The sequence below is a fragment of the Nocardia aurea genome (assembly GCF_003123685.1).
Lineage (GTDB): Bacteria > Actinomycetota > Actinomycetes > Mycobacteriales > Mycobacteriaceae > Nocardia > Nocardia aurea.
In genome coordinates this window covers 81,803-107,182 of record NZ_QCYJ01000137.1, presented here as the reverse complement: position 1 = coordinate 107,182, position 25,380 = coordinate 81,803, and the positions used below count along the sequence as shown (strand labels likewise).

Sequence of the window (25,380 nt, the reverse complement as noted above, 5' to 3'; positions counted from 1 at the left end):
GCACACCGCACGATCACACGGAGCAGATGATGGCACTTCCGCTGAACGGGATCCGCGTTCTCGACCTGACCGACGGTCTCGGCGAATCCTGCGGCCGATACCTCGCGGACTTGGGGGCGGAGGTGATCCGCGTGGAGCCATCGGCCGGATCACGTTCGCGCACCGCGCAACCCGTCGTCGACGGGGTCAGCATCCCGTTCGCACTGCGCAATGCCAACAAACTGAGCATCACACTCGACATCGACGATGCCGAGGGACGTGACCGATTGCGCGCGCTCGCACTCGGCGCGGATATCGTCGTCGAATCCTTCGGACCGGGAGGGCTCGACGGCAGGGGAGTCGGCGCGGCCGATCTGCGTGCCCTCGCTCCCGCGCTGGTCTGGGTGTCGATCACCGGCTTCGGACAGACCGGCCCCTACCGGGACTGGGCCGCGAGCGAACAGGTGCTGTACGCGCTGTCGGGGGTGCTGTCCCGCTCGGGCGCTCCCGGCGCCGAGCCACTGCTGCCGCCGGTCGGCCTGGTCGAGGAAACGGTCGGCGCGCACGCCGCGTGGGCCGCGCTGCTCGCCTACTACCGTCGCCTGCGCACCGGTCGGGGAGAGACGGTCGACCTGTCGGCCTTCGAAGCGATGGTGCACGGATTCGACCCCGGATTCGGCACCCAGGGGTCGGCCGCCGCGGGGCGTTCGGAGGACTTTCCGCGCAACCGGCCCGATGCCGCGGATTTCTACCCGGTGTTCCCGTGCGGGGACGGCCACGTCCGTATCTGTCTGCTGGCCCGGCGCCAGTGGCGCGGCATGTTCGAATGGCTCGGTGAGCCTGCGGAATTCGCCGATCCGAAATACGACACGATTCCGGCCAGGTTCGCCGCGGCCGCCACGCTGCACCCGCTGATCGAGCGACTGTTCGCCGATCACACCCAGCGGGAGTTGGTCGCCGAGGGGGCGCGACGCGGTGTTCCGGTCGGCGGCGTGCACACCTTGACCGAAGTGCTCGAGGCCGAACATTTCGCCGCCTCCGGCTCACTGGTCGACGTGGAGATCGCCCCCGGTCACCGTGCGCGGGTGCCGTCGGGATATGTCTCGATCGACGGTGAACGCGCCGGATTCCGTCGCAGGGCACCCGAACTCGGCGAACACGACGATACCGTCGACCCCGCGCGCGAAACCGACGTCGCGGTGGGTGACATTGGCCCGGAACTCGCGCCGCTGGCCGGATTGCGGGTGCTCGATCTCGGCGTGATCGTATTCGGCGCCGAGTTGAGCCGACAGTTCGCGGACTACGGCGCCGACGTGATCAAGATCGAGAACGCGAATTTCCCGGACGGCCTGCGCCAGTCCAAACGAGGTGCGGCACTGGCCGCGTCGGTGGCCTGGGGGCATCGCAACAAACGCAGTCTCGGACTCGACCTGCGTAGTGCGCGGGGGGCCGACATCTTTCGCCGCCTGGTCGCGAACGCCGATGTGGTGCTGGCGAATTTCAAGCCGGGCACCCTGGCCTCGATGGGGCTGTCCTACGAGGCGCTGGCGCGGATCAATCCCGGCATCGTCGTCTCCGAGTCGAGCGCGTTCGGCGGCTCGGGCCCGTGGCGCACCCGGCTCGGCTACGGGCCGCTGGTGCGCGCGTCCTGCGGGGTCTCGGCGCTGTGGCGCTATCCCGACGACGCCGAACTGCTGTGTGACGGTTCCACCGTCTACCCCGATCACATCGCCGCCCACATCACCGCGACCGCCGTGCTCGCCACGCTTATCGGCCGTATTCGAACCGGTCGTGGCGCGAATATCGAGGTGGCGCAGGCGGATACGGCATTGGTGCAACTCGGCGTCCAACTCGTGACCGAGGGATTGCGTCCCGGCACGGTGACCGCGACCGGAAACGCCGACCCCTACACCGCGCCCGGCGGCGTGTATGCCTGCGCGGGCGAGGACGAGTGGTGCGTCGTCACCGTGGGTGACGACCGCGAGTGGACCGCCCTGTGCGGTGTGCTCGGTCGCGCGGATCTGGCGACCGACGCGCGATTCGCGACGACGGCCGGGCGTCTCGCCCACCGGGCCGAGCTCGATGCCGCCGTCGCCGCCTGGCTGCGCGAGCGCGACCCATTGGCCGCGTCGGCGATGTTGCAGGCGGCGGGTGTGCCCGCGGGGGCGATGCTGCGGTTGCCGCAGCTGCTCGATGATCCACACCTTTCCGAGCGCGGCACCTACACGACGGTCGAGCACGCATTGCTGCGCGCGGGGCTGCCCGCGACCGCGCGCGCCGCCGCCTTCGCCGAGATCGCGGACCCGCCCACCCGGCCCGCCCCGCTCGCGGGTGAGCAGACCCGGTCGATCTGCGCCGAACTGCTCGGCATGGGTGTCGAGGAGATCGACGACCTGGTTCGCGCCGGGGTGCTTCAGCCACCGGCCGACGATCCCGCGCTGCCGCGACCGGTGGTCGCCGGGTAGCGCGATCGGCCGATACGCCCACCGCGCGAAGCAGGGTGAGTCCACGAACTCAGCTGTCGGCGAACACTATTCGCCGGTGACGGGCGTTCCCGGAGCATGTCCGAGAACCGGAGCTTCCCGCGCGCGGACCGTTCGGATCCGTGCGTCCGGTGGGCACGGGTATTGCGGCGATAACCGAATGACATTAGATTAAATGTGTCGGTCGACCCGATGTCGGTGGCGACGCGACCCCCTCGGGCCGCGCGCGATCGAACATCCAACAAAAGACAAAGAACGAATATTGTTTTTCGTTGACGAGATGTAAGTCACTGCTATAGGGTCGAGTGGCCCGCCTCACAGAACAGTCGAGGCGCGAAAGCCGGAGCGCGAGAGATGCCGTACGGCACCCGCCCCTCGCTCCGGAAAGCCCCCCGCTGCTGCCATGCGTTTCCCGCACAGCGCCGCCGGGTGGAGTGGATCAACAAGCGAGAGGACAGTCATGGGACGAGTCGATGGCAAGGTCGCCTTCATCACGGGAGCAGCGCGCGGTCAGGGGCGCTCGCACGCGATCCGGCTGGCCGAGGAGGGCGCATCGATCGTCGCGATCGACATCTGCGAGCAGATCCCCTCGGTGTTCTACCCGATGGCCACCCCCGAGGATCTGGCCGAGACCGAGCGCCTGGTCAAGGAAGTCGGCGGCTCGATCGTCACCGTGGTCGGGGATGTGCGCAAGCGCGAGGACGTGCAGCGCGCCTACGACGCGGGCATCGAGCAGTTCGGCCACGTCGACACCGTGATCGCCAACGCCGGGATCATGCCCGTCATCGATCAGGGCGTCGAGCCGCAGGCTTGGCACGACGCGATCGACACCATGCTGACCGGTGTCTGGCACACGCTGGAGGTCACCGTCCCCGGCATGATCGAACGCGGTGCGGGCGGGTCCATCGCCATCACCAGTTCGGCGGCCGGATTGACGAGTATCGGACTGAACACCTTTCCGGGACAGGCGGGCTACTCCGCGGCCAAACACGGTGTCGTCGGCCTGATGCGCCTGTACTCCAAGCAACTCGCCAAACACTTCATCCGGGTCAACACCGTGCACCCGACCGGCGTCGACACCCCGATGGTCGCGAACGCCGAGTACGGCGCTTTCGTCAACGCCAACCCCGACGTCGCCAACGACGACGCCTACAAGAACCCCATGCCGGTCGAACTCGTCGAGGCGGTCGACATCAGCAACGCCATCCTGTTCCTCGCCTCCGACGAAGCCCGATACGTCACCGGCATCACCATGCCCGTCGACGCCGGCTACAACAACCGCTGAGAAGGGCCGACACATGAGCATCACCGACATCACGTCCACGGCGCCCCGGGTCGCCGACCGCGAGCAGGTCTTCATCGGCGGCCGCTGGGTCGAATCCAGCGGCGAGGACTGGATCGATCTGATCGACCCGTGGAGCGAACAGCGGGCCGCCCGGATTCGCAGCGCCACCGTCGAGGACGTCGCCAGGGCCGTCGCCGCCGCGCGCGCGTCGTTCGACGCGGGCGCGTGGGCGTCCAAGACGATGGCCGAGCGCGCCGACGTGCTCGACGAGATCGCCGACCGGCTCGAGCAGCGAGTCGAGGAACTGACGACGATCGGTGTGCTCGAGGTCGGCATTCCGGTCTCGGTGAGCGCGCCCACCCAGCAGATGACCGCGGGTCTGTTCCGCGCGGTCGCCGCCGAGGCCCGCGATTTCGAGGTCCGCGAGGATCGCACCCGCGCCGACGGCGGCATCTCGCGAATTCTCAAGGAGCCCAACGGCGTCGTCGCGGCGATCATTCCGTGGAACGGCCCGGTCGGCACCATCTCCTTCAAGGTGGCGCCCGCGCTGGCCGCCGGATGTTCGGTGATCCTCAAGGGCGCCCCGGACGCACCGCTGTCGCCCGCCGTGTTCGCCGATATCATCGCCGAACTCGTCGCCGAGGGCCGTATTCCCGAGGGCGTGGTCAGCGTCCTGATCGCCGATCGCGAGGTGTCCGAGACGCTGGTCGCCAACCCGGACGTCGACCACATCACCTTCACCGGCTCCACCGCCGCGGGCCGTCGCATCGCGGCGCTGGCCAGTGAGCGGATCGCGCGGGTCTCGCTGGAACTGGGCGGAAAATCCGCGGCCGTCATCCTCGACGACGCCGATCTGAACCACGTGCTGCAATCGTTGCCGATGGGCGGCTGCCTGCAATCGGGACAGGCCTGCATCGCGCTGACCAGGGTGCTGGTCTCCCGCAAGCGCCACGACGAAGTGGTCGCGGCGCTGGCGGCGGCCTATTCCGCGCTGCCGATCGGAAATCCGTGGGAGCCGACCAACTTCCTCGGCCCGCTCGCGGGTGAACGCCACCTCGATCGGGTCCTCGGCTACATCGCCGAGGCCGAGGCCGAGGGCGCGAAGGTCGTCGTCGGCGGCGGTCGCCCCGAGGGACTCGACCACGGCTATTTCGTCGCGCCCACCCTGATCGACGGCGTGCGCAACGATATGCGGATCGCCCAGGAAGAGGTCTTCGGTCCGGTCATCTCGGTGATCACCTACGAGGACGAGGACGAGGCCGTCGCGATCGCCAACGACTCCATCTACGGATTGTCCGGCGCGGTGTACACCGAGGATCTGGATCGCGGCTACGCCCTCGCGCAGCGGATCCGGACCGGTACGGTCAGCGTCAACGGCTCGGTCATCGATTTCACCCTGCCGTTCGGCGGATACAAGCAGTCCGGCGTCGGCCGCGAGGGCGGCGTGGAGGGACTGGAGGAGTTCTTCGAGATCAAGACCGTGCACATGCCCGCGCAATAACGGTCGGCGCACCGAACGCGTAACGTCCCCGGAGAATTCTCCGGGGGCGTTCTCGTGCCCGGCGTATTCCGATCAGACGGTGAGTTCGGCCGTCTCGGAAGCAGTTTCGGGTGTCTCGCGCATCACGCCGTGCAGGAAACTGCGAATCATCCCCTCGAACAGCTGTTTCGAGGTGAGTTCGTTCGCGCTGATCGCGCGGGTGAGCGTCGGCTGCAACTCGCGATCCACGTTCGGGAAGATCGCTCTGGTACCTGTCGGACGCATCGCCTCGGTCAGTGCGGCGCCGATGGTCAACCGTTCCATGCCGTCGAGGATCTGCACGTGCAGTCGGAGGGGGACACCCGACGCCTCCAGGAACTGGGCCGTCTCCTCGTAGGTGTCGATGAGCAGATCCCGGGGGAGATACCGCATGAGGATCGGGGCGGCATTGCGGTGGCGCAGGATCGACTTGCGCAGGTTGAGGCCCAGCGTCACGAAGTATTCGGGCCAATCGGGACCGGGGCGGCGGCGCGGCATCGGTCCGGCACCGGCGATCTGGCGGGCCACCGCGGCGAGGATCTCGGACTTGTCGGCGAAATGGTGATAGAGCGAAGGAGCCTGCACTCCCAGGTACTTGGCGAGCCTGGGCATGCTGAACGCATCGAGTCCTTCGGAGTCGATGATCTCGATGGACGCCGCGACCGTGGAGGCACGGCTGATCAGAGGCTTCGACGGTCGAGGCATGTCACGCTTTCGGTCGACAGTGCGCGCTCGGCCGGATTACCTAGCGCGGTGAGGTAAATCGTAGTCATCGCCGGGCGCGGTGGCGATCGGCGGCACGCAGTCGGCCAAGAAGTCGAGAAGTCCGGCGCCGAGGACATCGTTGTCGTCGCCGCTGACCATGTGCCCGGCCCCGGAGACTTCTATGTGGCGAGCGCCGGGAACGAGTGTCAGCAGGTCGTCGGCGCCCTGTGTGCTCACCACCTCCGATTGCGCGCCGCGGATCAGCAGGGTGGGAACCGTGATCGCTCGCGCGGCCGCGCGGGCGCGGATCTCGCTGGCCTCCGCCTGCTCGGGGCCGTTCTCGCGATGCTCGAGCAGCCGCGGGTCCCAGTGCCAGTACCACTTGCCGTCCCGCAGCCGCAGGTTCTTGCGCAACCCCTCCACGCGCGGCGCGCGCGTGCGGTTCGGGTTGTAGGCGACGACCGCGGCGAGAACGTCGGCGAGCGTGTCGAATCCCGCCAGCCCGCTCCGCATGAAGGCGTGGATCTTGGCCAGTCCCTCCGGCTCGGCCCGCGGAGTGATGTCGACGAGTATCAGCGCGCGGCCGAGGTGGGGGTCGGCGGCCTGGGCGAGCAGTGCGGCCATTCCGCCCATCGACGCGCCGACCAGAACCGGCGGCTCGTCGAGCGACGCGACGACGCGTGCGAGGTCGCGCGCGTGCGAGTCCGGACTGTAATCGCCGTCCGCGGCCCACTCGCTGTCGCCGTGGCCGCGCGCGTCGATCGCGAAGGCCCGCCAGCCGTTCTCCGCCACCCGCAGGCCGGTTCGCTGCCACGAATGGCGGGTCTGGCCGCCGCCGTGCAGCAGCAGGATCGTGCCTTTGCGCGTCGTGGTTTCGGGGTCCCATCGCTCCGCTGCCAGGGTCACCCCGTCACCGGGTAGTCGTAGGAGTGTGCTTGTGATCGTCACCGCTGGTTCACCTTCGCGCTGTCAGTGTCCGGAGGTGCCGCCGTCGACGGCGAGCGTGGATCCGGTGATGTAGCTGGCGGCCGCGCTCGCCAGGAAGACGACGGCGGCATCGATCTCGCGCTGGGTCGCGCTCCGCCCCAGTGGACAGCCTCGCAGGAATTCGGCGAGCGTCTCGGCGGGCATCTCGCCGATCATGTCGGTGTCCACGAAACCGGGTGCGATCGCGTTGACCCTGATGCCTTTTCGGCCCGACCACTGTTTCGACAGGTCCCGGGTGAGTCCGATGAGTCCGGCCTTGCTCGACGCGTAGGCCGCCTGCGGCAGCGCCGAGGAGATCAGGCCGAGCATGCTCGAGACGTTGACGATGCTCGACCCTTCGCCCATCACCCGGGCGCACGCCTGCGCGGCCCAGTAGGCGCCGAGCAGGTTCACCTCGATCACCGCCCGGAAGTCCTCGGGCTTCTCGCGGGTGGCGGGGGCGGCATGGGTCACGCCGGCGTTGTTGACCAGGATGTCCAGTCGACCGAACTCCGTGACCGCCGCGTCGGCGAGCGCGGCGCACTGCTCGGGGTCGGTGACATCGGTCGGCACGACCAGGCATCGGCGGCCGAGTTCGGTCACCGACGCGGCCACCGATTCGAGGGCGGCCCGGCGTCGGCCCGCGACCACGATATCCGCGCCCGCCTCAGCCAGAGCCCTGGCGAACCCGGCGCCCAGGCCGCTGCCCGCCCCGGTGACCACCGCGACGGAGCCGGTCAGGCGGAACAGGTCGAGGACGGATTCGGCCTCGGATCGTGTCGTCGTGCTCATGCCGGAATGCTCCACTCTCCGAATGTCGGTCGCAGGGGCGAGTGCGGGATATCCGCACTATTACCTAACAACATAAGGTATATAGACGGCAAATAGTTAATCTAACTACTTAAGGTTTATGCTTTCGTGAAGACCGGCTCGCGCTTCGCCTCGAACGCGGCCACCCCTTCGGCGAACTCGGTCCCGGCCAGAAGTTCGAGCTGGCCCGCGCGTTCACGGCCGAAAGCGGTGTCGAGTTGCCCGAGTGTCGCGTCGTTGATCGCGTCCTTGGTGGCGTGGAAGGCCTCGGCGGGGCCCGCGCCGAGTCGCGCGGCGACGGCATCGACCGCCGCGGTGAATTCGTCGTCGGGACAGACCTCGGCGATCAGGCCGATCGCCGCGGCTTCGCGAGCCGGGAGTTTCTCGGCGAGCAGCGCCATCTTCATGGCGCGCGCCCTGCCCACGGAGGCGGCGACCAGCGCGGTCGCGCCCGCGTCGGGCATCAATCCGATCCGGGTGAACGCGAGCAGGAAGTAACTCGATTCGGTGGCGACGACGAGTCGCACGCGAGCGCCAGCGACGCGCCCGCGCCCGCGGCGGGTCCGTTGACGGCCCCGATCACCGGGCGTGGGAAGGCCCGGATCGCGGCGACGGTGCGATTGGCGGCGTCGATCATGTCGGGCGACGGTGGACCGCTGAGCTCGCCGACGGTGGTCAGGTCGGCCCCGGTGCAGAAGGCCCGGCCCGTTCCGGTGAGCACGGCCACGCGCGCGCTCGGATCCGAGGCGTACTTCTCGAAGGTGTCCGCCATGCGGTCGAGGGTCTCGACGGTGACGGCGTTCATGCGTTCGGCGCGATCGATTCGCACCGTCAGTACGCCGTCCACGAGGGTGGTCTCGACGCCGGGGAGGTCGGTGGTCATGCGATATTCCTTCGTCTGTCGGGCGAGAACGCGCGCGCCGGCGGCGAAACGGGTTGTCGGAAGACCCATGTGGTCGCGCCCTCGGGGAATCGTCGCCGCGCGAGCGGCCGTACCGACGCGCGCCGACGCCACCATAATCTACACCGTTTAGATAAGTCCCGTGTGCGGCTCCGGTGGCGTCGTCACAGCCCGATCGCTCAGCGCGGCAGCAGTGCGGGAACGAAGAAACTGCGAATCTTCTCGCGGAATCGGTCGAACGCGCCGTCCTCGTCACCGAGCTGGCTGATGTACATCATCTCGATCTCGGCGATCCATTCGCACAACAGGCGCACGTCGATATCGGTCCGCATCCGACCGGACTCCTGTGCCTCGGTCAGGATCGGCCCCCAGAGTTCGTAGGTCAGCTCGATCGCCGCGCCCGAGGCGCTGAGCAGCCGGTTGGACAACGACATCTCCTCCGGTGAGACCAGGAGGTGAACCATGGGATCGCGGCGGCCCCGGCTGACGTTGTGGCAGATGCCTTCGACGATGCGTTCCTCGAAGGTGGGCCACTTGGCGATGTGCGCGCGCGCCGGCTCGATGTTCATCCGGGCGCGCCGGACGACCGACGCCATGATCAAACTTTCCCGGTCGGCGAAATAGCGGTAGACCGTAGCCCGGGACAGTCCGGCGGCTCTGGCGACGTCCTCCATGGTCGTCTTGGCGATCCCGAAGCGCTCGAAGCAGGTTTCCGCCGCGGTCAGGATCGCGGAGGCCGCGTCGGGATTCGTCTCGTTGCCGGTCTCTGCGCGCACCTCGGGGACGATACCGGTCGAGCGACGCCGGTCGGTGGGCGTCGTCGTCGACCGGCCGCGGGGTTGCCAGCTTTATCGATGACCTTTAGATTATCGATGCGATGGAATCAGGACGCGGGAACGAACGACGGCAGGACGAATGTCTCGAGCATCCGGCGGTGCGACGGGTCGGCGGGGTCGTCGTAGTCGAAACGTCCGACCAGGATGAGCTGGACCAGACCGAGCCATTCGCAGGCCTTCTCGTTGTCGATCTCGGCCCGCATCTCCCCGCGTTCGCGGGCCTGGTCGAGTATCGGCGCCCACATCTCGAGGGTGAGACTGCTCGCGAGCTGGGAGGTGCCGATCACCGCCGCGGCGAGGTCCATGTGCTCCGGGCTGACGATCAGGCGGATGAGCGGATCCTTGCGTCCGTGATCGACCAGATAGATGAGCCCGTCGATGAGTTGGTCCTTGAAATGCTCGCGTTCGAAGACGTACTTCGTCCCGCGTACGAAGAGTTTGCGCGCGCGGAGCCGGATCAATTCGGCGATGAGGGTGTCACGGTCGCGGAAGTACCGGTAGATCGTCGGCCGCGACACTCCCGCGGCCTTCGCGATATCGTCCATCGTCGTCTTGGCGACACCGAAATGGAGGAAGGTCGACTGAGCTGCCTCGAGTATCTGCCCGCGTGCTTCCTCGACGTCTCCGCTGAGCACGTTGCTGTTACGTCGAGCCATGTCTTGTCCTGCCCTCCACGGGATTGATTGCGGACCCAGCGCCCACTTGACGATACCCGTATTACATCGGACGTTCACCGTCCACCAAGACGGGGCGTCGTGTCGTGTGTCGGCCGTGGCCACCGGCCCGTGCCGCCGAAAGAGGCGCGACGAGATGGAATCGTCGCGCCTCCGGATGTCGTGCTGTATCAGCCTTCCGGCGTGAAGACGATCGGTAGCCGGGTGCATCCGCGGACCTGGCTGGAGTGCATCACCGGGGGATCGGATTCGACGAGGTCGTAGTCCGGGATGCGGCGGTGGATCTCCTCGAGCGCCAGCTTGAGTTCGATGCGCGCGAGATGGGATCCGATGCAGCGGTGCGCGCCCGCGCCGAACGAGAGATGGCGGTTCGGCAACCGGTAGAGATCGAGTTCCGCGGGATCCTCGAACTCCTCCGGATCTCGGTTGGCCGAGCAGAGCATGAGGATCAGCTGATCGCCCTCGGCTATCGGGAAGCCGCCCAATTCCGTTGCGCGAGTTGCTCTACGGCCGGGGACCACCGCGGCCTCGATCCGCAGGATCTCTTCGACGGCGGTCGGGATGACGCTGTCGTCGTCGATGATCTGCTGCCGCCGATCCGGGTTGTTCGCCAGATGGATGACGCTCCAGGCCAGCGAGCCTTGAACGGTGTGCAGCCCGGCGATGAGCAGCAGGAAGAACATCCGGTTGAGTTCTTCGTCGGTCAGCAGGCGCTTGCCGCCTTCGAGCTGGAACTCGGTGTGGATGAGCTGCGAGGTCACATCCGTGCCCGGGTTCTGTCGACGTTCGTTGATCATGTTCTGGAAGTAACCGAGCATCTTGAACGCGGCCTCGCCGCGCGCCCGGTTGGATTCCTCCTCGCTGGCGCCGGGAACGCCGGTGAGGATGACATCGGTCGCGTCGGTGAATACCGGCGCGTCCTCGATCGGCCAGTCCATCAGCGCCAGAAAGACCCGGGTGGGCAGTTCGTGCGCGAATTCGGAGATGAACTCCGCCTCACCCTTGCCCGCGAATCCATCGATGAGTTCGTTGATGACGCCGCGGATATCCTCCTCCAGCGCCTTCATGCGGGTCGGGCTGAACAGCGGTTGCAGCGCGAGACGGTAGCCGGTGTGTTCCGGCGGGTCGAGCTCGATCGGGATGAATTTGCCGAACCCGGCCGTCGTGGTCACGAGGTTGTTCGGATAGCTGGAGAACGTCTCGGAGTCGCGCAGGACCTCGTGGATCTCCTTGTACCTGGTCACGATCCAGTGGCCGCCGTGTGCGGTCGAATAGACCACGGGGCCTTTCGCGGCCAGTGCGGCGACATGTTCCTGGACGTTGTCGACCGGGAACGCGAGTGACGGGTCGTAGACATCGAAGTCGACGACGAGGTCGGGGGGTACTTCAGCGGCAGTGGTCATCGCGGTTGTTCCTCGAGATCGGAGAGTTGCGACGCGTGCGTCAGTGAGAGCGCGCGTTCGGGGCAGACGGAGACGGCGGTGTCGGCGTCGCCCAACTGTTCGGCGAATATCGGGTCGACGAGTACGACCGGATCGCCCTGCTCGTCGGGTTCGACGAGCGCCGGGGCGACCGCGTAGCACATGCCGTGACCGGCGCAGGCGTGACGGTCGACGACAAGACGAGCAGGATCGTCGGTCATGTCACAGATCTCCGGGTGAGCCTTTGTCCTCGGCGAACCACATACCCACGCGGGAGATGGTGCCGCCGTCGGTCGCGGGCAGAACCAGCCCGGAGATGTAGGCGGAGTCGTCCGAGGCAAGGAACAGTGCGACTTTGGCGTTGTCGACGAGTGTCGGCGGCCGGTCGAGTTTGAGGGGGATGGGAGAGATCGACGAGTCCCACGGCCCCGCGACCTGTTCGTAGGACTGGCCGACGACCGGCGAACCGGCGGGCATGAGGAAGTTCGGCGACATGCCGTGGGTCGGCGCGATCGCGTTCACACGAATCCCGTACTGCCCGAGATCCAGACTCAGGCCGCGCACGAGACCGTTCACGCCCGCCTTGGTCGCCGAGTACAGCGCGATGTTGTGGTAGGCGACAAGCGACGCGGCCGAGGAGGTGGCGAGGATGGTGCCGCCGCCGTTCGCGCGCATGGCCGGGACGGCGGCCTTGGCGGAGTAGAAGACGCCGCTGAGGTTGACGCCGAGCACGTGCTGCCAATCGGCGTCGGTGAGATCCTGGAAATCGACCTGTTCGCCACCGGCGACGGAAGGAACGCCGCCACGGGACACCACACCCGCGTTGGCGAACATGATGTCGAGCTTGCCGAATTCCTCCAGCGTGGCCGCGACGGCGGCCTGAACCTGGCTTTCGACGGCGACATCGGCGGTGAGCGCGATGGCGGTTCCGCCCTGTTCTTCGACCAGCTTGACGGTCTGTGCCGCGCGATCGGAATCGATGTCGACGACCGCGACCTTCGCCCCTTCGGAGGCGAAGAGCTGGGAACACTGACGACCGAAACCGGATCCGGCTCCGGTGATGATGGCGACTTTGCCTTCGAGCTTCATGGGTTGTTACTCCGCTGTCGAGGGAATTGATACGACCGGTCCCGCGGGATCGTCGCTGGGGGAAAGACGCAGCAGTCGGGTCCGAGATGGCGCGCCCGGGCCGGGGCGGGATCCATCGCTGAGCGGATGGCGAGAGTGCTGTGCCTCACAGTCGAACGTACGGCACTGGACGTGTGACGTCAATCGTAATTTGTCAGCAGCTCTCGGTGCGAGACAACTGACGCTTCCTGTTATTCGTCACTACTCTGGGGTTGATCGGGGCATGGTTGCCCTGGTCCCGCCGCTTCCCACGTCCCGGCGGGCTCCCACGCCTCGGAGGCGATTCACGTGAGCACAGTCATGCAGTCGGTGTGCGCGACACGACCGTCCGCGCTGACCGTTCGCACCGCGCACCGCATCATGCAGCGGCACGCCCACTGGAGGGGTTCCGCGTGCGCCCAACGGGCCGCGGCGCTGGAATTCCTCGTCGCGGTCGGCCGGTATGTGCTGGATTCGCGCCGCTGCCACCTGCGGGTGATGTTCAAATCGACGGGCATGATGCTCGACTTCCAGTGCGATCGGTCAGCGGCCGAGGCGTTCGCGCATCGCATGCGCGCCCGCGGCGATTCGGAGATAGTCATCGACCGCGACGTCCATCCGGATATGCCGCCGCTGCCGTGCGCGCGGCTCTGGTCGGTCCGAGGCTGAGCCGCGCGACCATCAACCTAACAGTTATAGATAATTGGACGGAATGGCCCGTCTGTATTTACTTATCGCTCGCTAAGTGGATAACCTGACGTCGGGCCCACGACCGTGCCGCGATTCCAGTGCGCGGCGCGGCGACGGCACAAGGAGGAAACGCATGACAGACACGGTTCTGACCGAATTCGGTGACGGCGTCGCGGTGATCACGATCAACCGCCCCGAGGCGCGCAACGCGATCGATCGAGCGACGGCCGAGGGCATCGCGGCAGCGGTGGACGAACTGGAGAGCCGATCCGATCTGGTGATCGGCATCCTGACCGGAGCCGGTGGAACGTTCTGCTCCGGAATGGATCTGAAGGCCTTCGTTCGAGGCGAGAATCCGATGATCCGTGGGCGGGGTTTCGGTGGTCTGGTCGAACGGCCGCCGAGCAAGCCGTTGATCGCCGCGGTGGAGGGTTGGGCGCTCGCGGGCGGTTTCGAACTCGCCCTGAGCGCCGATCTGATCGTCGCCTCGCGTACCGCGAAGTTCGGAATCCCCGAGGTCAAGCGCGGTCTCGTCGCGGCGGCTGGAGGACTGCTGCGCCTGCCGAAGACGCTGCCCTACCAGCTGGCGATGCAGATCGCGCTGACCGGTGAGCCGTTGAGCGCCGAGGACGCGCACCGCCACGGCCTGGTCAATATCGTCTCCGAACCGGGCGCCGCGCTGTCGGACGCGCGTGACCTGGCCGCGCAGATCGCCCGGAACGCGCCGCTCGCGGTGCGGGCGACCAAGCAGATCATCGCGGGCGCGGTGCGGTGGACCGACGCCGAGGCATTCACCGCGCAGGGAGAGGCTGTCGCCAAGGTCTTGGCCTCGCAGGACGCGCAGGAAGGCGCTCGCGCGTTCGCCGAGAAACGTGCTCCGCAGTGGCAGGGACGGTGACGACGGGCATGATCCGGACCCGATTCTGCGACGTCTTCGGCGTCGAACACCCCATCGTGCAGGGCGGCATGCAGTGGGTCGGCCGTGCCGAGCTGGTGTCGGCGGTCGCGAACGCGGGCGGGCTGGGATTCCTCACCGCGTTGACCCAGCCGACCCCCGACGATCTCGTCCGCGAGATCGCGCGCTGCCGTGAGATGACCGACCGGCCGTTCGGGGTGAACCTGACGATCCTGCCGTCGATCAACCCACCGCCGTACGCCGAATACCGTGACGCCGTCATCGATTCCGGCATCACGGTGGTCGAGACGGCGGGGTTCAACCCGGCCGAACACCTGCCGGCGTTCCACGCGGGCGGGGTCAAGGTTCTGCACAAGTGCACCAGTGTGCGGCACGCGGTCAAGGCGCAGCAGCTCGGTGTCGACGGCATCTCGATCGACGGTTTCGAATGCGCGGGCCACCCCGGCGAAGACGATATCCCCGGCCTGGTGCTGATTCCCGCCGCCGCCGAACAGATCACCATCCCGATGGTCGCCTCCGGCGGCTTCGGCGATGCCCGCGGTCTGGTCGCCGCGCTGGCCCTGGGCGCGGACGGCATCAACATGGGCACCAGATTCCTGGCCACCCGGGAAGCGCCGGTGCACGCGAATGTCAAGCGGCGCTTGGTCGAGGCCACCGAACGCGATACCGATCTGATCTTCCGCTCGCTGCGCAATACCGCGCGGGTCGCGCGCAACTCGGTCAGCCGGGAGGTCGTCGAGACCCTCGGCGCGGGCGGCGATTTCGACGCCGTGCGCGAACTGGTCGCCGGGGCGCGGGGGCGCAAGGTCTTCGAGGTCGGCGATCTCGAACTCGGTATCTGGACCGCGGGCATCGTCCAGGGTCTGATCCACGACGTACCCACCGTTGCCGAGCTGATCACTCGGATCGTCACGCAGGCAGCGGAACTCATCAACGGCCGCCTCGCGGCCGCGGTGCGATAACCACAGAAGGGATTCAACAGTGAAGATCGAGAACGCGGTCGCGGTGGTGACCGGCGGTGCATCGGGACTCGGCCTCGCCACCGTGCGCGAATTGCACGGCCAGGGTGCGAAGGTCGTGATCGTCGACCTGCCTTCCTCCTCGGGCGAGACGGTCGCGAAGGAACTCGGCGACGGCGCGGTATTCGCCGCCGCCGACGTCACCGACGAAGCGCAGATCACCGCCGCGCTCGACCAGGCCTCGGCGCTGGGGGACCTGCGCATCGCGGTGAACTGCGCGGGAATCGGCAACGCGATCAAGACCGTCGGCAAGCAGGGCGCCTTCCCGCTCGCCGATTTCAGCCGGGTGATCAACGTCAATCTCCTCGGCACCTTCAACGTGATCCGGCTCGCCGCCGAGCGCATCTCGAAGACCGAGCCGCTCGGCGAGGAACGCGGTGTCATCATCAACACCGCGTCGGTCGCGGCCTTCGACGGCCAGATCGGGCAGGCGGCCTACTCGGCGTCCAAGGGCGGTATCGTCGGCCTGACCTTGCCGGTCGCGCGCGATCTGGCGAGCCTGCGGATCCGTGTCGTGACGATCGCGCCGGGACTGTTCCACACCCCGTTGTTCGCCACCGCCTCCGACGAGGTCGTCGCGTCGCTCGGCGCGCAGGTTCCGCACCCGTCGCGGCTCGGCGATCCGGTCGAGTACGGCGCGCTGGCGCGCCATATCGTCGAGAACCCGATGCTCAACGGTGAGACGATCCGCCTGGACGGCGCCATCCGTATGGCGCCGCGCTGAGCCGGTATCGTCGCGCTGTCCGCACTCCGATGCGATAGGTAGTTTCATGGGTCGACGCAGTGACGATGTCGTGGAGCAGCAGTGGCGCAGGGTCGGCGATCTCGATCTGAGCCCGATCCTGTCCGCGGCCCTCGACGTGTTCTGTGAACACGGCTTCTACGGCACGACGGTGCGCGAGATCGCCCGCCGGGTCGGGCAGACCGTTCCCGCCCTGTACTACCACCACGACAGCAAAGAGGGCATGCTGGTCGCTCTGCTCGAACTGAGCACGAGCGATCTGCACCGACGGGTGCGTGCCGCGGCCGAGGGCGCGGGTGACGCGCCCGCGGCACGGCTGGCCTGCGTCGTCGAGGCGATCGTGCTGCACATGACGGTACGCAGCAAGATGGCCGCGCTGGACCCGGAGACGCGCCATCTGTCCGCGGACAACCGCAAACGGTATGCCGCCCGGCGCAAGGATATCGAGTCGCTGATGGTCGAGATCATCGAAAGCGGTGTGCGGCGGGGCGAATTCGTCGCGCCCGAGCCGGACGAGACCGCGCGTGCGTTGCTGGGCATGTGTCAGTCGATCGGTCGGTGGTATCGCCCCGAGGGAACGCTGCGGCCGCGTGAGTTGGCGGATCGGTACGCGGGCATCGCGCTGCGCGCCGTCGGCGCCGAACATCGCGTCGGCGAATAGCCGAGAAGACAGTGCGAGCCCGAGACGGTGTATCCGACTCGGGCTCGCACGGTTTCGTGCTCTAGAGCCGTTCGATCAGCGTGGCGTTGGCCATTCCGCCGCCCTCGCACATGGTTTGGAGCCCGTAGCGGCCATCGGTGGCCTCCAGGTGATTCAGCAGGGTGGTCAGCAGGCGGGTGCCCGAGCCGCCGAGGGGGTGACCGAGGGCGATCGCGCCGCCGCGCGGGTTGAGGCGCTCGGGATCGGCGCCGAATTCGTGCTGCCACACCAGCGGCACCGGCGCGAACGCCTCGTTGACCTCGTAGGCGTCGATGTCATCGATCGCCAGTCCGGACTTGGCGAGCAGTTTCCGCGTCGCCGGGATGACGCCGGTGAGCATCAACAGGGGATCGCTGCCGGTGACGGCGAAGGTGTGGAAACGGGCGCGCGGGCGCAGGCCGAGCGCCTGTGCCTTCTCCTCGCTCATGATGAGCACGGCCGACGCGCCGTCGGTGAGCGGGGACGAGTTTCCCGGGGTGATCTTCCATTCGATCTCGGGGAACCGCGCGGCGATCTCCTCGGAGTAGAACGACGGCTTCAGCCCGCCCAGGCCTTCGGCGGTCGTGCTCGGTCGCACGGTCTCGTCGCCGGTGGCCTGCCCGCCGTCGATATCGATCGGCAGGATCTCGCTCGAGAAGTCGGCGGCCGCGGCGCGGGCGTGCGATCGGGCGGAGAACTCGTCGAGGGTGGCGCGGTCGAATTTCCAACGCGCCGAGATGAGTTCGGCCGAGACGCCCTGGTTCACGAGCCCTTCGGGGTAGCGGGCGGCCACGGCGGGCCCGAACGCGTTCCGGCCGAGGGTGGCCGTCCCCATCGGGACACGGCTCATCGATTCGACACCGCACGCGATGGCGATGTCGTAGGCGCCGGCGACGATTCCCTGCGCGGCGAAATGCGCGGCCTGCTGACTCGATCCGCACTGGCGGTCGATCGTGGTGGCGGGCACGGCTTCCGGGAATCCGGCCCCGAGCACGGCGCTGCGAGTGATGTTGAGTGCCTGCTCGCCCGCCTGGCCGACGCAACCGCCGATGACGTCGTCGACCAGTGCGGGGTCGAGGCCGGTCCGTTCGATCAGTCCGGCCAGCACGGTCGAGAGCAACTGTGCCGGATGGATACCCGACAGTTGCCCACCCGGCTTGCCCTTTCCGGACGCGGTCCGGATCGCGTCGACGATGACTGCGGTGGTCATGAAATCTTCCTCTCCACAATAACGGGTGATATGCGCGGACGGCGGCGCGGGCGATACCCGTGCCGCCGTCGCGGTCGAGGTTCAGGAACGTCGAGGTTCAGGAACGCAGCAGGTCCCGGTGGATGATCTGCTTCATGATCTCGTTGGTGCCGCCGTAGATGCGCTGGATGCGAGCGTCGATGTAGGCCTTGGCGACGGGGTACTCCATCATGTAGCCGTAGCCGCCGTGCATCTGGACGCCCGCGTCGATCACCCGGCCCTGCAACTCGGTCGCCGAGAGTTTCGCCTTGGCGGCGTCGACGGCGGTGAGGGTGCCCGCGTTGAACTCGCGTACGCACCGGTCGAGGTAGGCGCGTGAGACTTCCACGGCGGTCTGCAATTCCGCGAGAGTGAAGCCGAGTCCCTGGAATTCGCCGATGTGCTTGCCGAAGGCGGTCCGCTCACGCACGTAGTCCAGCGTCCAGCCGAGTACGGCCTCGGCCGACACCTGCGCGGCGATGCCGATGCCGAGTCGTTCCAGCGGCAGGCTCTGCATCAGGTAGCCGAAGCCCTGACCGAGTTCACCGAGCAGGTTGGCGGCGGGAACGCGGACGTTGTCGAAGAACAATTCGGCGGTGTCCTGGGCGTGCAGACCGACCTTGTCGAGTTTGCGTCCGCGGCCGAAGCCCGGCGTACCGTCCTCCACGACGAACAGGCTGAACCCGCGCGAACCCGCTTCGCGGTCGGTGACCGCGAAGACGATGACCAGATCGGCCAGGATTCCACTGGTGATGAAGGTCTTGGAACCGTTGATCACCCAGGAATCGCCGTCGGCGACCGCCGTGGTCTGGATCGCGCGTAGATCGCTGCCCGCGGCCGGTTCGGTCATCGCGATCGCGCCGATGGTCTCACCGGTGACGAAGCCGGGCAGCCACCGCCGACGCTGCTCGGCATTCGCGTGTCGAAGCAGGTAGTTGAGCACGATGTCGTCGTTGGTCGAGAACCCGGACTGCAACGCCGACGCGCCGACACGGGCGATCTCGGACTGGATGACCACCCGGAAGCGGTAGTCGGTCTCGCCCGCGCCGCCGTATTCCTCGGGAACCGAGAGCCCGAGCAGACCCTGTTCGCCCGCCGCGCGCCAGGTCTCGCGGTCGATCAGGCGCTCGGAATCCCACTTCTCCATCTTCGGCACGACGTGGCGCTCGACGAATCCGCGTACGGTCGCGGCGAAGAGTTCGTGGTCGGCCTCGAAAAGGTCTGTCTTCAACGTAATCCTTCCCGTATCGGGTTCTCGTTCCCGATACGTCGTGTCACTGCTGGGTCAGCAGCTTCTGGGTTTCGCGCCGGAACACCTGATTGGCGATCTCGTTCTGGCCGAGCACCATTCGGCCCGCACTGGCGCTGGTCATGCCGCGCTGCGAATCACGCAGCAGCGGGAAATCCTCCGCGTGCAGCACATCGAGCAGGATCTGCCAGTTCTTGTCCCACAACCGGGTCCATCGCTCCTGGGTCAGCTGCGTCTGTTCGACCGGGGGAACGATCAGCCGCATCTCCATCCGGCAGCGCTGCGGATCGGTCGGGTGCGGGCGGAAGGTGAGCAACTGGAAGTGATCGGGCTGGCGCAGCAGCGTGCTGTTGGGCAGGAGGAAATGCGTTTCGGTGACCTCGTCGGCGAGGCTGCGATCGCCGGGGTCCTCCTCGATCCACCGGTCGATCGACTTGCGCGGCGCGATGAATCGGCAGTGCCGCCCGAAATCGTCGAAGGCCATCACATTCGTGTGGATGTGTTTGGCGGCGGTATTCGGGTGCGCGTACTGGATGTGGTAGCCGTCGAGGAAGGCGTCCTGCATGATCTTCCAGTTGACCGGCTCGTCGAAACCCTCGGATTTCACGCAGACCTTCGGTCCCAGGTCGTAGGACTCGAGGATGGCGTCCATGTCCGGGCCGAGCCACGCCGCGACATCGATGGTGGCGTCCGCGTCGTCGACCACCCAGATGAAGCCGTGGCGTTCCTCGGTCGGCAACTCGACGAGTCCCAGGTTCGCGCGATCGGCCTCGCCGAAGGTGTTGTCCCTGGTGATGGTGCGCAGACTGCCGTCGGTGTCGTAGGACCACCGGTGATACGGGCACGAGAACAGCCGGCAGCGGCCCTTCTCCTCCTTCTCCAACAACGCCCCCCGATGGCGGCACAGGTTCACGAGCGCTTTGACCCCGCCGTCGCGCTGCCGCACGACGATGATGTTGTTGCGCGGCATCTGCAGGGTGAAGAAATCGCCGGGTCGGGGGACCTCGGAGCCGTGCGCGACGATCGACGGCGACCTGCCGAAGATGAGATCGCGTTCGCGCTTGGCGATCGCCGGGTCGGTGAACTCCTCGGGCTCGAACCAGGTGATGTGCTCGTACTCGTCGGTCGTGTCGTTGCGCAGATGCGTCAGCGCACGGCGAATGCGTTCCTCGCGGGGAGCCCCGACCTCGGTCATGGCTTTCCTCCAATATCTTTCGGCGCGCCCGGTGTCGCTGTTCGGCTGGCGAGACGACCACCTGGCTGAGCTGTTGAGATTCCTTTCTAAATCTAACTCATGTAGATTTATGTGTAAACGGGAGGACCGAGGAGGACTGCTGCGAGATGATCACTCACACCTGGTGCGAGCGCCTCGACGACGGCGATGTGGCCGAAGCGTCGACGCTGGTCGCGGAGGCGGCCCGCTACGACGAGGAGGCGGGTTTCACCGCGATCGAGCCGCGTGAGGTGCTCCCGGAATCGGCCGGACCCGACGAGGTGGTATGGCACCTGCCGATCAAGGCCCGCCGCGATCTGAGTACGCGCGACGACGCGCCCGTGGTGATGGTCGCCTACCTGCGCCTCTCGATCGATCGCCACGGTCAGGGGACGGTGGCGATGGTGGTCCATCCCCGATATCGGTCGCGCGGCATCTCGACCACCTTGGTCGAGGAACTGGGCCTGGACGTGTCGGCGTCGGGCGGCTGGTGTGGAACAGGTGCCAGGTCGCTGCGCGGCTGGGCCTACGGCAGCCATCCCGCTTCCGAACGGCTGGCGCGGCGATTCGGGGTGGCACCGGTCGCACGGCTGTGGACCGTGCTGCGCCACCTGTCCGGTCCCTTCGCGCTGCCGCTGGCAGCGGCCGAGGTGCCCGACAGCGCGGTGATCGTCGAGTTGCCCGATCTCGCCGACCCGGGCGTGGCCGCGCGGGTGCGCGAGGTCGTCGAGCGTGCTGACCTTGCCCACTCGCACGTCGAACAGTTCGTCGCCGAATGCGCCGGTGCCACCGGACGGGTGCTGATGGCGTCGGACCTGTCGGGGCGCGACCTGGGATTCGTGTGGTTCGACCCGCGGCTGCGCGAGCACATGGAGCTGCGGACCGCTTCCGTGCGCGCGCTGATGCTCGCCGCGGATGCGCGGGGCGCGGGTCTCGGGGTGGCGTTGCTGACCCGTGCGCTCGGACGCCTCGCGGACGGCGGCGCGCAACTGGCGCGGATGCGGGTCGATCCGGAGGACGAAGGCGCGGTTCGTATGTTGCGCCTGCTCTCGTTCGAGCAGGAGGAAGCCCACGCCTGTTACCAGGTCGGCGCCTGGATCGATCCGCCCGTGTATCGGCGCGAATAGCCGAGGCGGCATACCGATCGTGTCGATCACGCGGTCGCGGTCCCGGACTCCTCGGTGAGGCCGCAGGGGTGGACCTTGCCGCAAATTAAACTAATGGCATAAGATTTAGCAGCATTTCGATAGGTCGATCGTGTTGGGAGTGACCGGATGAGTGAGGCCACGGCCGGACAGGCGTCGCGGCGGATGCGGGTGGTCGCCAAGAGCGATATCGCCGACGGCGTCGTGGCGCTGCGACTGGTCGACGCCGACGGCGGCGCCGTGCCGACATGGGAGCCCGGCGCGCATATCGACCTCGAACTCGAATCCGATCTGGTGCGTCAGTATTCGCTGTGCGGCGATCGCGCCGATACCGGTTCGCTGATGGTCGCGGTGCTCAGGGAGGCGTCCGGGCGCGGCGGATCGATATATGTGCACGACAAACTGGAGGAAGGCGATCTTCTCGAGGTCGGTGGCCCGCGCAATCGCTTCGCCCTCATCGACGCGCCGTCCTACCTGTTCGTCGCGGGCGGTATCGGCATCACCCCGCTGCTGCCCATGTTGCGACAGGTCGAGCGGCGCGGCGTCGCGTGGCGACTGCTCTACGGCGGCCGAACCCGTCCTGGCATGGCCTTCGCCGATGAATTGGTCGCCGCGCACCCCGGTGAGGTGGACATCCGTCCGCAGGACGAGTTCGGGCTGCTCGACATCGCGGGTGCGCTCGACGCCGCGGGGGAAGGCGTCGCCGTCTACTGCTGCGGTCCCGAGCCGTTGTTGCTGGCGGTGGAGGCGGCCGGGCGGGAGCGCGGGCTCGACGTCCATGTCGAGAGGTTCGCGCCCAAAGCCGTCGCCGAGGATGCCGTCGACGCGGCGTTCGACGTCGAGCTGAGCCGCACCGGCACGACCGTCGAGGTCGGCGCGTCCGAGACCATCATCGACGCGCTGGAGCGCGCCGGGGTCTCGGTCGAGTTCTCCTGTCGGGAGGGAACCTGCGGGACCTGCGAAGTCGCCGTCCTCGGGGGCGAGCCCGACCATCGGGATTCGGTCCTCACGGACGAGGAACAGGCGGCCGGGGACGCGATGATGATCTGCGTGTCGCGCTGTCGAGGATCCAAGCTGGTGCTCGACCTATGACTCGTTTAAACTACGGCCATTAGATAAATGGTGATGGGCGTCACGTACGGCTCGGTGGGCCGGTCACGCGCCGGATACCGCAACAAGGAAGTCGAGGAGAACATGGCAGCGACTATCGGATCTGCCCTGGGCTGGTGGGCCCGTTCCAAGGGCGATCGGACCGCGATCGTCGTGGGTGACGAGGCGCTGACCTACCGCGAGCTCCAGAACTGGTCGAGCCGCATCGCGCGCTCACTCGCCGATCGCGGCATCGCGCGCGGCGATCGGGTCGGTGTGCTCGGACCCAACTCGCTGGCGTGGCCGGTCATCGCCCTCGGCGCGATGAAGGCGGGGACCGTCCTGGTGCCGCTCAACCCCAGGCTCAAGCCCGCCGAACTGCGCAAGGTCATCGATGACGCGGGGATCACCACCGTGGTGTTCCCCGGCGAATTCGCGGCGTCGGTCGAGGCGACGAGGACACTCGGTGACGGGTTCGCCGGTATCGAATTCGGCGAGTTCACCGCGTTGCGTGACGGCGGGATCGATGACTTCCGCGTCGACCTGGAACCCGATGAGCCTGCCGCGTTGCTGTTCACCAGCGGTTCGACCGGGCTGTCCAAGGGCGTCATCTGCACCAACCGCACGCTTCTGAGCATCGTGTTCGAGGCCTCGCTCGTCGAGGAGGGGCTGCGGCCCGGAACCACGACGCTGCTCGTGCTTCCGCTGGTTTTCACACCCGGCCTGGTCTGGGGCCTGCTCATGACGATCGTGCTGGGCGGCAAGATCGTCATCGAGCCGGACTTCGTTCCCGGCAAAGCGGCGACGTTGCTGGCAGAACACGATGTGCAGGCGCTCTTCGGCGTCCCGCTGATCTTCGAGGCCATCTCGCGGTCGGCCGAATTCGAGGAGACCGACCTGGGTTCGCTGCGCACCGCCATCGTCGGCGGCGCCGCGGTGCCGGTATCGCTGTTGGAGCGCTGGGCCAAGAAGGGTGTCGCGCTGCGTCAGATCTACGGCATGACCGAGGCGGGCGGTGTCGCCACCGCGACCCTGGTCCAGGAAGCCGCCGACCATCCGGACTCCTGCGGTACGGGGTCGATCTTCACCGAGGTGAAGGTGATCGCAGAGGACGGAAGTCCCGCCGAACCGGGCGCGGAGGGCGAGATCCTGCTGCGCGGCCCCGGGGTGACCCCCGGGTACTGGAACGACGAGGAGTCGACGGCCGCCGCGTTGCGTGACGGCTGGCTGCACAGCGGCGACCTGGGCAAACGCGACGAGGAGGGTCGGTTGCAGTTCGTCGATCGGCTCAAGGATCTGATCATCACCGGCGGCATCAACATCTCCCCGGTCGAATTGGAGCGGGTGATCGGCGGGATCGACGGTGTCGAGGAGGTCGCGGTGATCGCGGCCACCGACGCCCGATTCGGCGAGACCCCCGCCGCCATCGTGAAAGTCAGCGGCGACGTCGACGAAGCCGTGATCATCGAACACTGCGATCGGCTCGTCGCCGACTACAAGGTGCCCCGATACGTGATCATCAGGGACGAGCCGCTGCCGCGACTGCCGAGCGGAAAACTGTCCAAGACCGCGATCCGCGCCGAATATCGTGACGTCGCAGACCGTTTCGAGAAACTGCGATGACGGCCGCGCCGACACGCCCTGCCCGGGCAGACGAGGCGCAGCGCGTGGTGCGAGTGGAACGCGACGGCGCGATCGCGGTGGTGCGGTTGCATCGTCCGGATCGGCTCAACGCGTTCAATCAGCAGATGCGCGACGAGCTCCTGGCCGCGTTCGACGAATGCGACGGTGACGACGCCATCCGCGCCGTCGTCATGACCGGTTCCGGCCGCGCGTACTGCGCGGGGGCCGATCTCGCCGACGGCCCCGACACCTTCGTCGTGGAGGCGGGCGACGCCGGTGAGATTCCGCCCGATGTCGGCGGTGAGGTCTCGATGCGGATCTACCGATCGCGCAAACCGGTCGTCGTCGCCGTCAACGGGCCCGCCGTCGGCGTCGGCGTCACCAGCACCCTGCCCGCCGACGTCCGAATCGCCTCCGACACAGCGCGATTCGGCTTCGTCTTCACCCGTCGCGGCCTGATCCCCGAAGCTTGTTCGTCGTGGTTCCTGCCCAGGATCGTCGGCATCGCCACGGCCTTGGAATGGACACTGAGCGGTCGCATGGTGTCCGCGTCGGAAGCACTGGAACGCGGGCTCGTGAGCGAAGTGCTCGCCCCCGACGAACTGCTTCCCAGAGCGATGGAGATCGCGCGATCGTTCGCGCGGGGGACGGCACCGGTGTCGGTCGCGCTGACACGGGAACTGTTGTGGCGCGTGCTCGGAGCCGAGGGGCCCGAGGTCGCGCACCGTGCGGAGTCCAAAGGTATCTTCGTGCGTTCCAGGTCGGCGGACCTGCGCGAAGGTGTCGATGCCTTCCTGACCAAACGTGACCCGGAATTCATCGATTCCGTGGCGGACGGACTGCCCTCACTGTTCGACTGACCGGCTGATCGACGCGCCACGCGGCTGTCCGGACCTACACCGTGGGTCCGGACAGTCGCGTTTCGCATTTCTGCCCTCGGCACGTCTGCGGATCGAGCACGAGCTGGCAACAGCATTACAAATGACGATTGACGTCACACGTAATGTGAAGTACCGTCCTGTGAGGCGCGACACTATTCCCCCGTGCAGGCGATGCGCATCACCGCGCGTCGCGGATGCGGGACGCACGGGCGGTCGTGGT

Annotated in this window: 23 protein-coding genes and 1 pseudogene; 12 read left to right on the top strand and 12 right to left on the bottom strand. The window is 67.4% G+C overall.

The features are described 5' to 3' along the window. Positions 1 to 29 precede the first annotated feature (29 nt). From DAT37_RS36575 to DAT37_RS36565, 3 genes are all read left to right on the top strand, one after another. Positions 30 to 2,444, top strand: coding sequence for a CaiB/BaiF CoA transferase family protein (locus DAT37_RS36575; protein WP_198654616.1), 2,415 nt, complete (start codon positions 30 to 32; stop codon positions 2,442 to 2,444). Positions 2,445 to 2,922: 478 nt separating this feature from the next. Then, positions 2,923 to 3,747 carry a mycofactocin-coupled SDR family oxidoreductase gene (locus DAT37_RS36570; protein ID WP_109529518.1) on the top strand — a complete coding sequence of 275 codons (825 nt, stop codon included), beginning with the start codon at positions 2,923 to 2,925 and terminating at the stop codon, positions 3,745 to 3,747. Positions 3,748 to 3,760: 13 nt separating this feature from the next. Then, a complete protein-coding gene (locus tag DAT37_RS36565; protein ID WP_109529517.1) occupies positions 3,761 to 5,248 on the top strand; it encodes an aldehyde dehydrogenase in 1,488 nt (495 codons plus the stop codon). 72 nt (positions 5,249 to 5,320) lie between these two features. Here DAT37_RS36565 and DAT37_RS36560 read toward each other — a convergent pair whose 3' ends face one another. The 9 genes and pseudogenes from DAT37_RS36560 to DAT37_RS36520 form a co-directional block, all read right to left on the bottom strand. After that, positions 5,321 to 5,971, bottom strand: coding sequence for a TetR family transcriptional regulator (locus DAT37_RS36560; RefSeq protein ID WP_109529516.1), 651 nt, complete (start codon positions 5,969 to 5,971; stop codon positions 5,321 to 5,323). Between the two features lie 36 nt (positions 5,972 to 6,007). Further along, entirely contained in the window at positions 6,008 to 6,919 is a 912-nt protein-coding gene (locus DAT37_RS36555; protein ID WP_109529515.1) for an alpha/beta fold hydrolase, read from the bottom strand. A gap of 21 nt (positions 6,920 to 6,940) precedes the next feature. After that, positions 6,941 to 7,729 carry an SDR family NAD(P)-dependent oxidoreductase gene (locus DAT37_RS36550; RefSeq protein ID WP_109529514.1) on the bottom strand — a complete coding sequence of 263 codons (789 nt, stop codon included), beginning with the start codon at positions 7,727 to 7,729 and terminating at the stop codon, positions 6,941 to 6,943. Positions 7,730 to 7,845: 116 nt separating this feature from the next. After that, a pseudogene (locus DAT37_RS36545) lies at positions 7,846 to 8,630 on the bottom strand (enoyl-CoA hydratase-related protein). 197 nt (positions 8,631 to 8,827) lie between these two features. Continuing rightward, positions 8,828 to 9,424 carry a TetR/AcrR family transcriptional regulator gene (locus tag DAT37_RS36540; protein WP_109529513.1) on the bottom strand — a complete coding sequence of 199 codons (597 nt, stop codon included), beginning with the start codon at positions 9,422 to 9,424 and terminating at the stop codon, positions 8,828 to 8,830. 107 nt (positions 9,425 to 9,531) lie between these two features. Then, the gene (locus DAT37_RS36535; RefSeq protein WP_109529512.1) at positions 9,532 to 10,140 is read right to left on the bottom strand and encodes a TetR/AcrR family transcriptional regulator; all 609 of its coding nucleotides are present in this window, start codon (positions 10,138 to 10,140) and stop codon (positions 9,532 to 9,534) included. Between the two features lie 188 nt (positions 10,141 to 10,328). After that, entirely contained in the window at positions 10,329 to 11,561 is a 1,233-nt protein-coding gene (locus DAT37_RS36530) for a cytochrome P450 (RefSeq protein ID WP_109529511.1), read from the bottom strand. Then, positions 11,558 to 11,800, bottom strand: coding sequence for a ferredoxin (locus DAT37_RS36525; RefSeq protein ID WP_109529510.1), 243 nt, complete (start codon positions 11,798 to 11,800; stop codon positions 11,558 to 11,560). Before DAT37_RS36525 ends, DAT37_RS36530 begins: the two co-directional genes overlap by 4 nt. 1 nt (position 11,801) lies before the next feature. After that, positions 11,802 to 12,668 carry an SDR family NAD(P)-dependent oxidoreductase gene (locus DAT37_RS36520; protein ID WP_109529509.1) on the bottom strand — a complete coding sequence of 289 codons (867 nt, stop codon included), beginning with the start codon at positions 12,666 to 12,668 and terminating at the stop codon, positions 11,802 to 11,804. A 327-nt stretch (positions 12,669 to 12,995) separates the two neighbouring features. Here DAT37_RS36520 and DAT37_RS36515 point away from each other — a divergent pair, with 327 nt between their 5' ends. The 5 genes from DAT37_RS36515 to DAT37_RS36495 all read left to right on the top strand — a co-directional run bounded on the left by DAT37_RS36515 (position 12,996) and on the right by DAT37_RS36495 (position 16,714). Further along, a complete protein-coding gene (locus DAT37_RS36515; protein WP_157978875.1) occupies positions 12,996 to 13,355 on the top strand; it encodes a hypothetical protein in 360 nt (119 codons plus the stop codon). Positions 13,356 to 13,509: 154 nt separating this feature from the next. Then, positions 13,510 to 14,274, top strand: coding sequence for a crotonase/enoyl-CoA hydratase family protein (locus DAT37_RS36510; RefSeq protein WP_109529507.1), 765 nt, complete (start codon positions 13,510 to 13,512; stop codon positions 14,272 to 14,274). 8 nt (positions 14,275 to 14,282) lie between these two features. Further along, positions 14,283 to 15,254 carry an NAD(P)H-dependent flavin oxidoreductase gene (locus tag DAT37_RS36505; RefSeq protein WP_109529550.1) on the top strand — a complete coding sequence of 324 codons (972 nt, stop codon included), beginning with the start codon at positions 14,283 to 14,285 and terminating at the stop codon, positions 15,252 to 15,254. 19 nt (positions 15,255 to 15,273) lie between these two features. After that, entirely contained in the window at positions 15,274 to 16,035 is a 762-nt protein-coding gene (locus DAT37_RS36500) for a 3-hydroxyacyl-CoA dehydrogenase (RefSeq protein ID WP_109529506.1), read from the top strand. Positions 16,036 to 16,081: 46 nt separating this feature from the next. Next, positions 16,082 to 16,714: a TetR/AcrR family transcriptional regulator gene (locus DAT37_RS36495; RefSeq protein WP_109529505.1), complete on the top strand. Its 633-nt coding sequence runs from the start codon at positions 16,082 to 16,084 to the stop codon at positions 16,712 to 16,714. Between the two features lie 61 nt (positions 16,715 to 16,775). Here DAT37_RS36495 and DAT37_RS36490 read toward each other — a convergent pair whose 3' ends face one another. From DAT37_RS36490 to DAT37_RS36480, 3 genes are all read right to left on the bottom strand, one after another. Further along, a complete protein-coding gene (locus DAT37_RS36490) occupies positions 16,776 to 17,942 on the bottom strand; it encodes a thiolase family protein (protein ID WP_109529504.1) in 1,167 nt (388 codons plus the stop codon). Positions 17,943 to 18,039: 97 nt separating this feature from the next. Next, positions 18,040 to 19,191, bottom strand: coding sequence for an acyl-CoA dehydrogenase family protein (locus DAT37_RS36485; RefSeq protein WP_109529503.1), 1,152 nt, complete (start codon positions 19,189 to 19,191; stop codon positions 18,040 to 18,042). Positions 19,192 to 19,234: 43 nt separating this feature from the next. Continuing rightward, positions 19,235 to 20,404: an aromatic ring-hydroxylating oxygenase subunit alpha gene (locus DAT37_RS36480; RefSeq protein WP_109529502.1), complete on the bottom strand. Its 1,170-nt coding sequence runs from the start codon at positions 20,402 to 20,404 to the stop codon at positions 19,235 to 19,237. A 146-nt stretch (positions 20,405 to 20,550) separates the two neighbouring features. Between DAT37_RS36480 and DAT37_RS36475 the strand changes: the two genes are divergently transcribed. The 4 genes from DAT37_RS36475 to DAT37_RS36460 all read left to right on the top strand — a co-directional run bounded on the left by DAT37_RS36475 (position 20,551) and on the right by DAT37_RS36460 (position 25,139). Continuing rightward, positions 20,551 to 21,549 carry a GNAT family N-acetyltransferase gene (locus tag DAT37_RS36475; RefSeq protein WP_109529501.1) on the top strand — a complete coding sequence of 333 codons (999 nt, stop codon included), beginning with the start codon at positions 20,551 to 20,553 and terminating at the stop codon, positions 21,547 to 21,549. A gap of 147 nt (positions 21,550 to 21,696) precedes the next feature. Further along, on the top strand, positions 21,697 to 22,659 hold the full coding sequence (locus tag DAT37_RS36470) for a PDR/VanB family oxidoreductase (RefSeq protein ID WP_232840220.1): 963 nt from the start codon (positions 21,697 to 21,699) through the stop codon (positions 22,657 to 22,659). Positions 22,660 to 22,761: 102 nt separating this feature from the next. Beyond that, positions 22,762 to 24,279, top strand: coding sequence for a class I adenylate-forming enzyme family protein (locus DAT37_RS36465; RefSeq protein WP_109529548.1), 1,518 nt, complete (start codon positions 22,762 to 22,764; stop codon positions 24,277 to 24,279). Further along, entirely contained in the window at positions 24,276 to 25,139 is an 864-nt protein-coding gene (locus DAT37_RS36460; RefSeq protein ID WP_109529500.1) for an enoyl-CoA hydratase-related protein, read from the top strand. The genes DAT37_RS36465 and DAT37_RS36460 overlap by 4 nt, the downstream gene beginning before the upstream one ends. The last annotated feature ends 241 nt before the right edge of the window (positions 25,140 to 25,380 follow it).

What these genes read in the sequence shown, in the direction of transcription:
- DAT37_RS36575 (WP_198654616.1), top strand. Translation starts at nt 30, where the DNA reads ATGGCACTTCCGCTGAACGGGATCCGCGTTCTCGACCTGACCGACGGT.
- DAT37_RS36570 (WP_109529518.1), top strand. Translation starts at nt 2,923, where the DNA reads ATGGGACGAGTCGATGGCAAGGTCGCCTTCATCACGGGAGCAGCGCGC.
- DAT37_RS36565 (WP_109529517.1), top strand. Translation starts at nt 3,761, where the DNA reads ATGAGCATCACCGACATCACGTCCACGGCGCCCCGGGTCGCCGACCGC.
- DAT37_RS36560 (WP_109529516.1), bottom strand. Translation starts at nt 5,971, where the DNA reads ATGCCTCGACCGTCGAAGCCTCTGATCAGCCGTGCCTCCACGGTCGCG.
- DAT37_RS36550 (WP_109529514.1), bottom strand. Translation starts at nt 7,729, where the DNA reads ATGAGCACGACGACACGATCCGAGGCCGAATCCGTCCTCGACCTGTTC.
- DAT37_RS36535 (WP_109529512.1), bottom strand. Translation starts at nt 10,140, where the DNA reads ATGGCTCGACGTAACAGCAACGTGCTCAGCGGAGACGTCGAGGAAGCA.
- DAT37_RS36530 (WP_109529511.1), bottom strand. Translation starts at nt 11,561, where the DNA reads ATGACCACTGCCGCTGAAGTACCCCCCGACCTCGTCGTCGACTTCGAT.
- DAT37_RS36525 (WP_109529510.1), bottom strand. Translation starts at nt 11,800, where the DNA reads ATGACCGACGATCCTGCTCGTCTTGTCGTCGACCGTCACGCCTGCGCC.
- DAT37_RS36520 (WP_109529509.1), bottom strand. Translation starts at nt 12,668, where the DNA reads ATGAAGCTCGAAGGCAAAGTCGCCATCATCACCGGAGCCGGATCCGGT.
- DAT37_RS36510 (WP_109529507.1), top strand. Translation starts at nt 13,510, where the DNA reads ATGACAGACACGGTTCTGACCGAATTCGGTGACGGCGTCGCGGTGATC.
- DAT37_RS36505 (WP_109529550.1), top strand. Translation starts at nt 14,283, where the DNA reads ATGATCCGGACCCGATTCTGCGACGTCTTCGGCGTCGAACACCCCATC.
- DAT37_RS36495 (WP_109529505.1), top strand. Translation starts at nt 16,082, where the DNA reads ATGGGTCGACGCAGTGACGATGTCGTGGAGCAGCAGTGGCGCAGGGTC.
- DAT37_RS36490 (WP_109529504.1), bottom strand. Translation starts at nt 17,942, where the DNA reads ATGACCACCGCAGTCATCGTCGACGCGATCCGGACCGCGTCCGGAAAG.
- DAT37_RS36480 (WP_109529502.1), bottom strand. Translation starts at nt 20,404, where the DNA reads ATGACCGAGGTCGGGGCTCCCCGCGAGGAACGCATTCGCCGTGCGCTG.
- DAT37_RS36475 (WP_109529501.1), top strand. Translation starts at nt 20,551, where the DNA reads ATGATCACTCACACCTGGTGCGAGCGCCTCGACGACGGCGATGTGGCC.
- DAT37_RS36470 (WP_232840220.1), top strand. Translation starts at nt 21,697, where the DNA reads ATGAGTGAGGCCACGGCCGGACAGGCGTCGCGGCGGATGCGGGTGGTC.
- DAT37_RS36465 (WP_109529548.1), top strand. Translation starts at nt 22,762, where the DNA reads ATGGCAGCGACTATCGGATCTGCCCTGGGCTGGTGGGCCCGTTCCAAG.
- DAT37_RS36460 (WP_109529500.1), top strand. Translation starts at nt 24,276, where the DNA reads ATGACGGCCGCGCCGACACGCCCTGCCCGGGCAGACGAGGCGCAGCGC.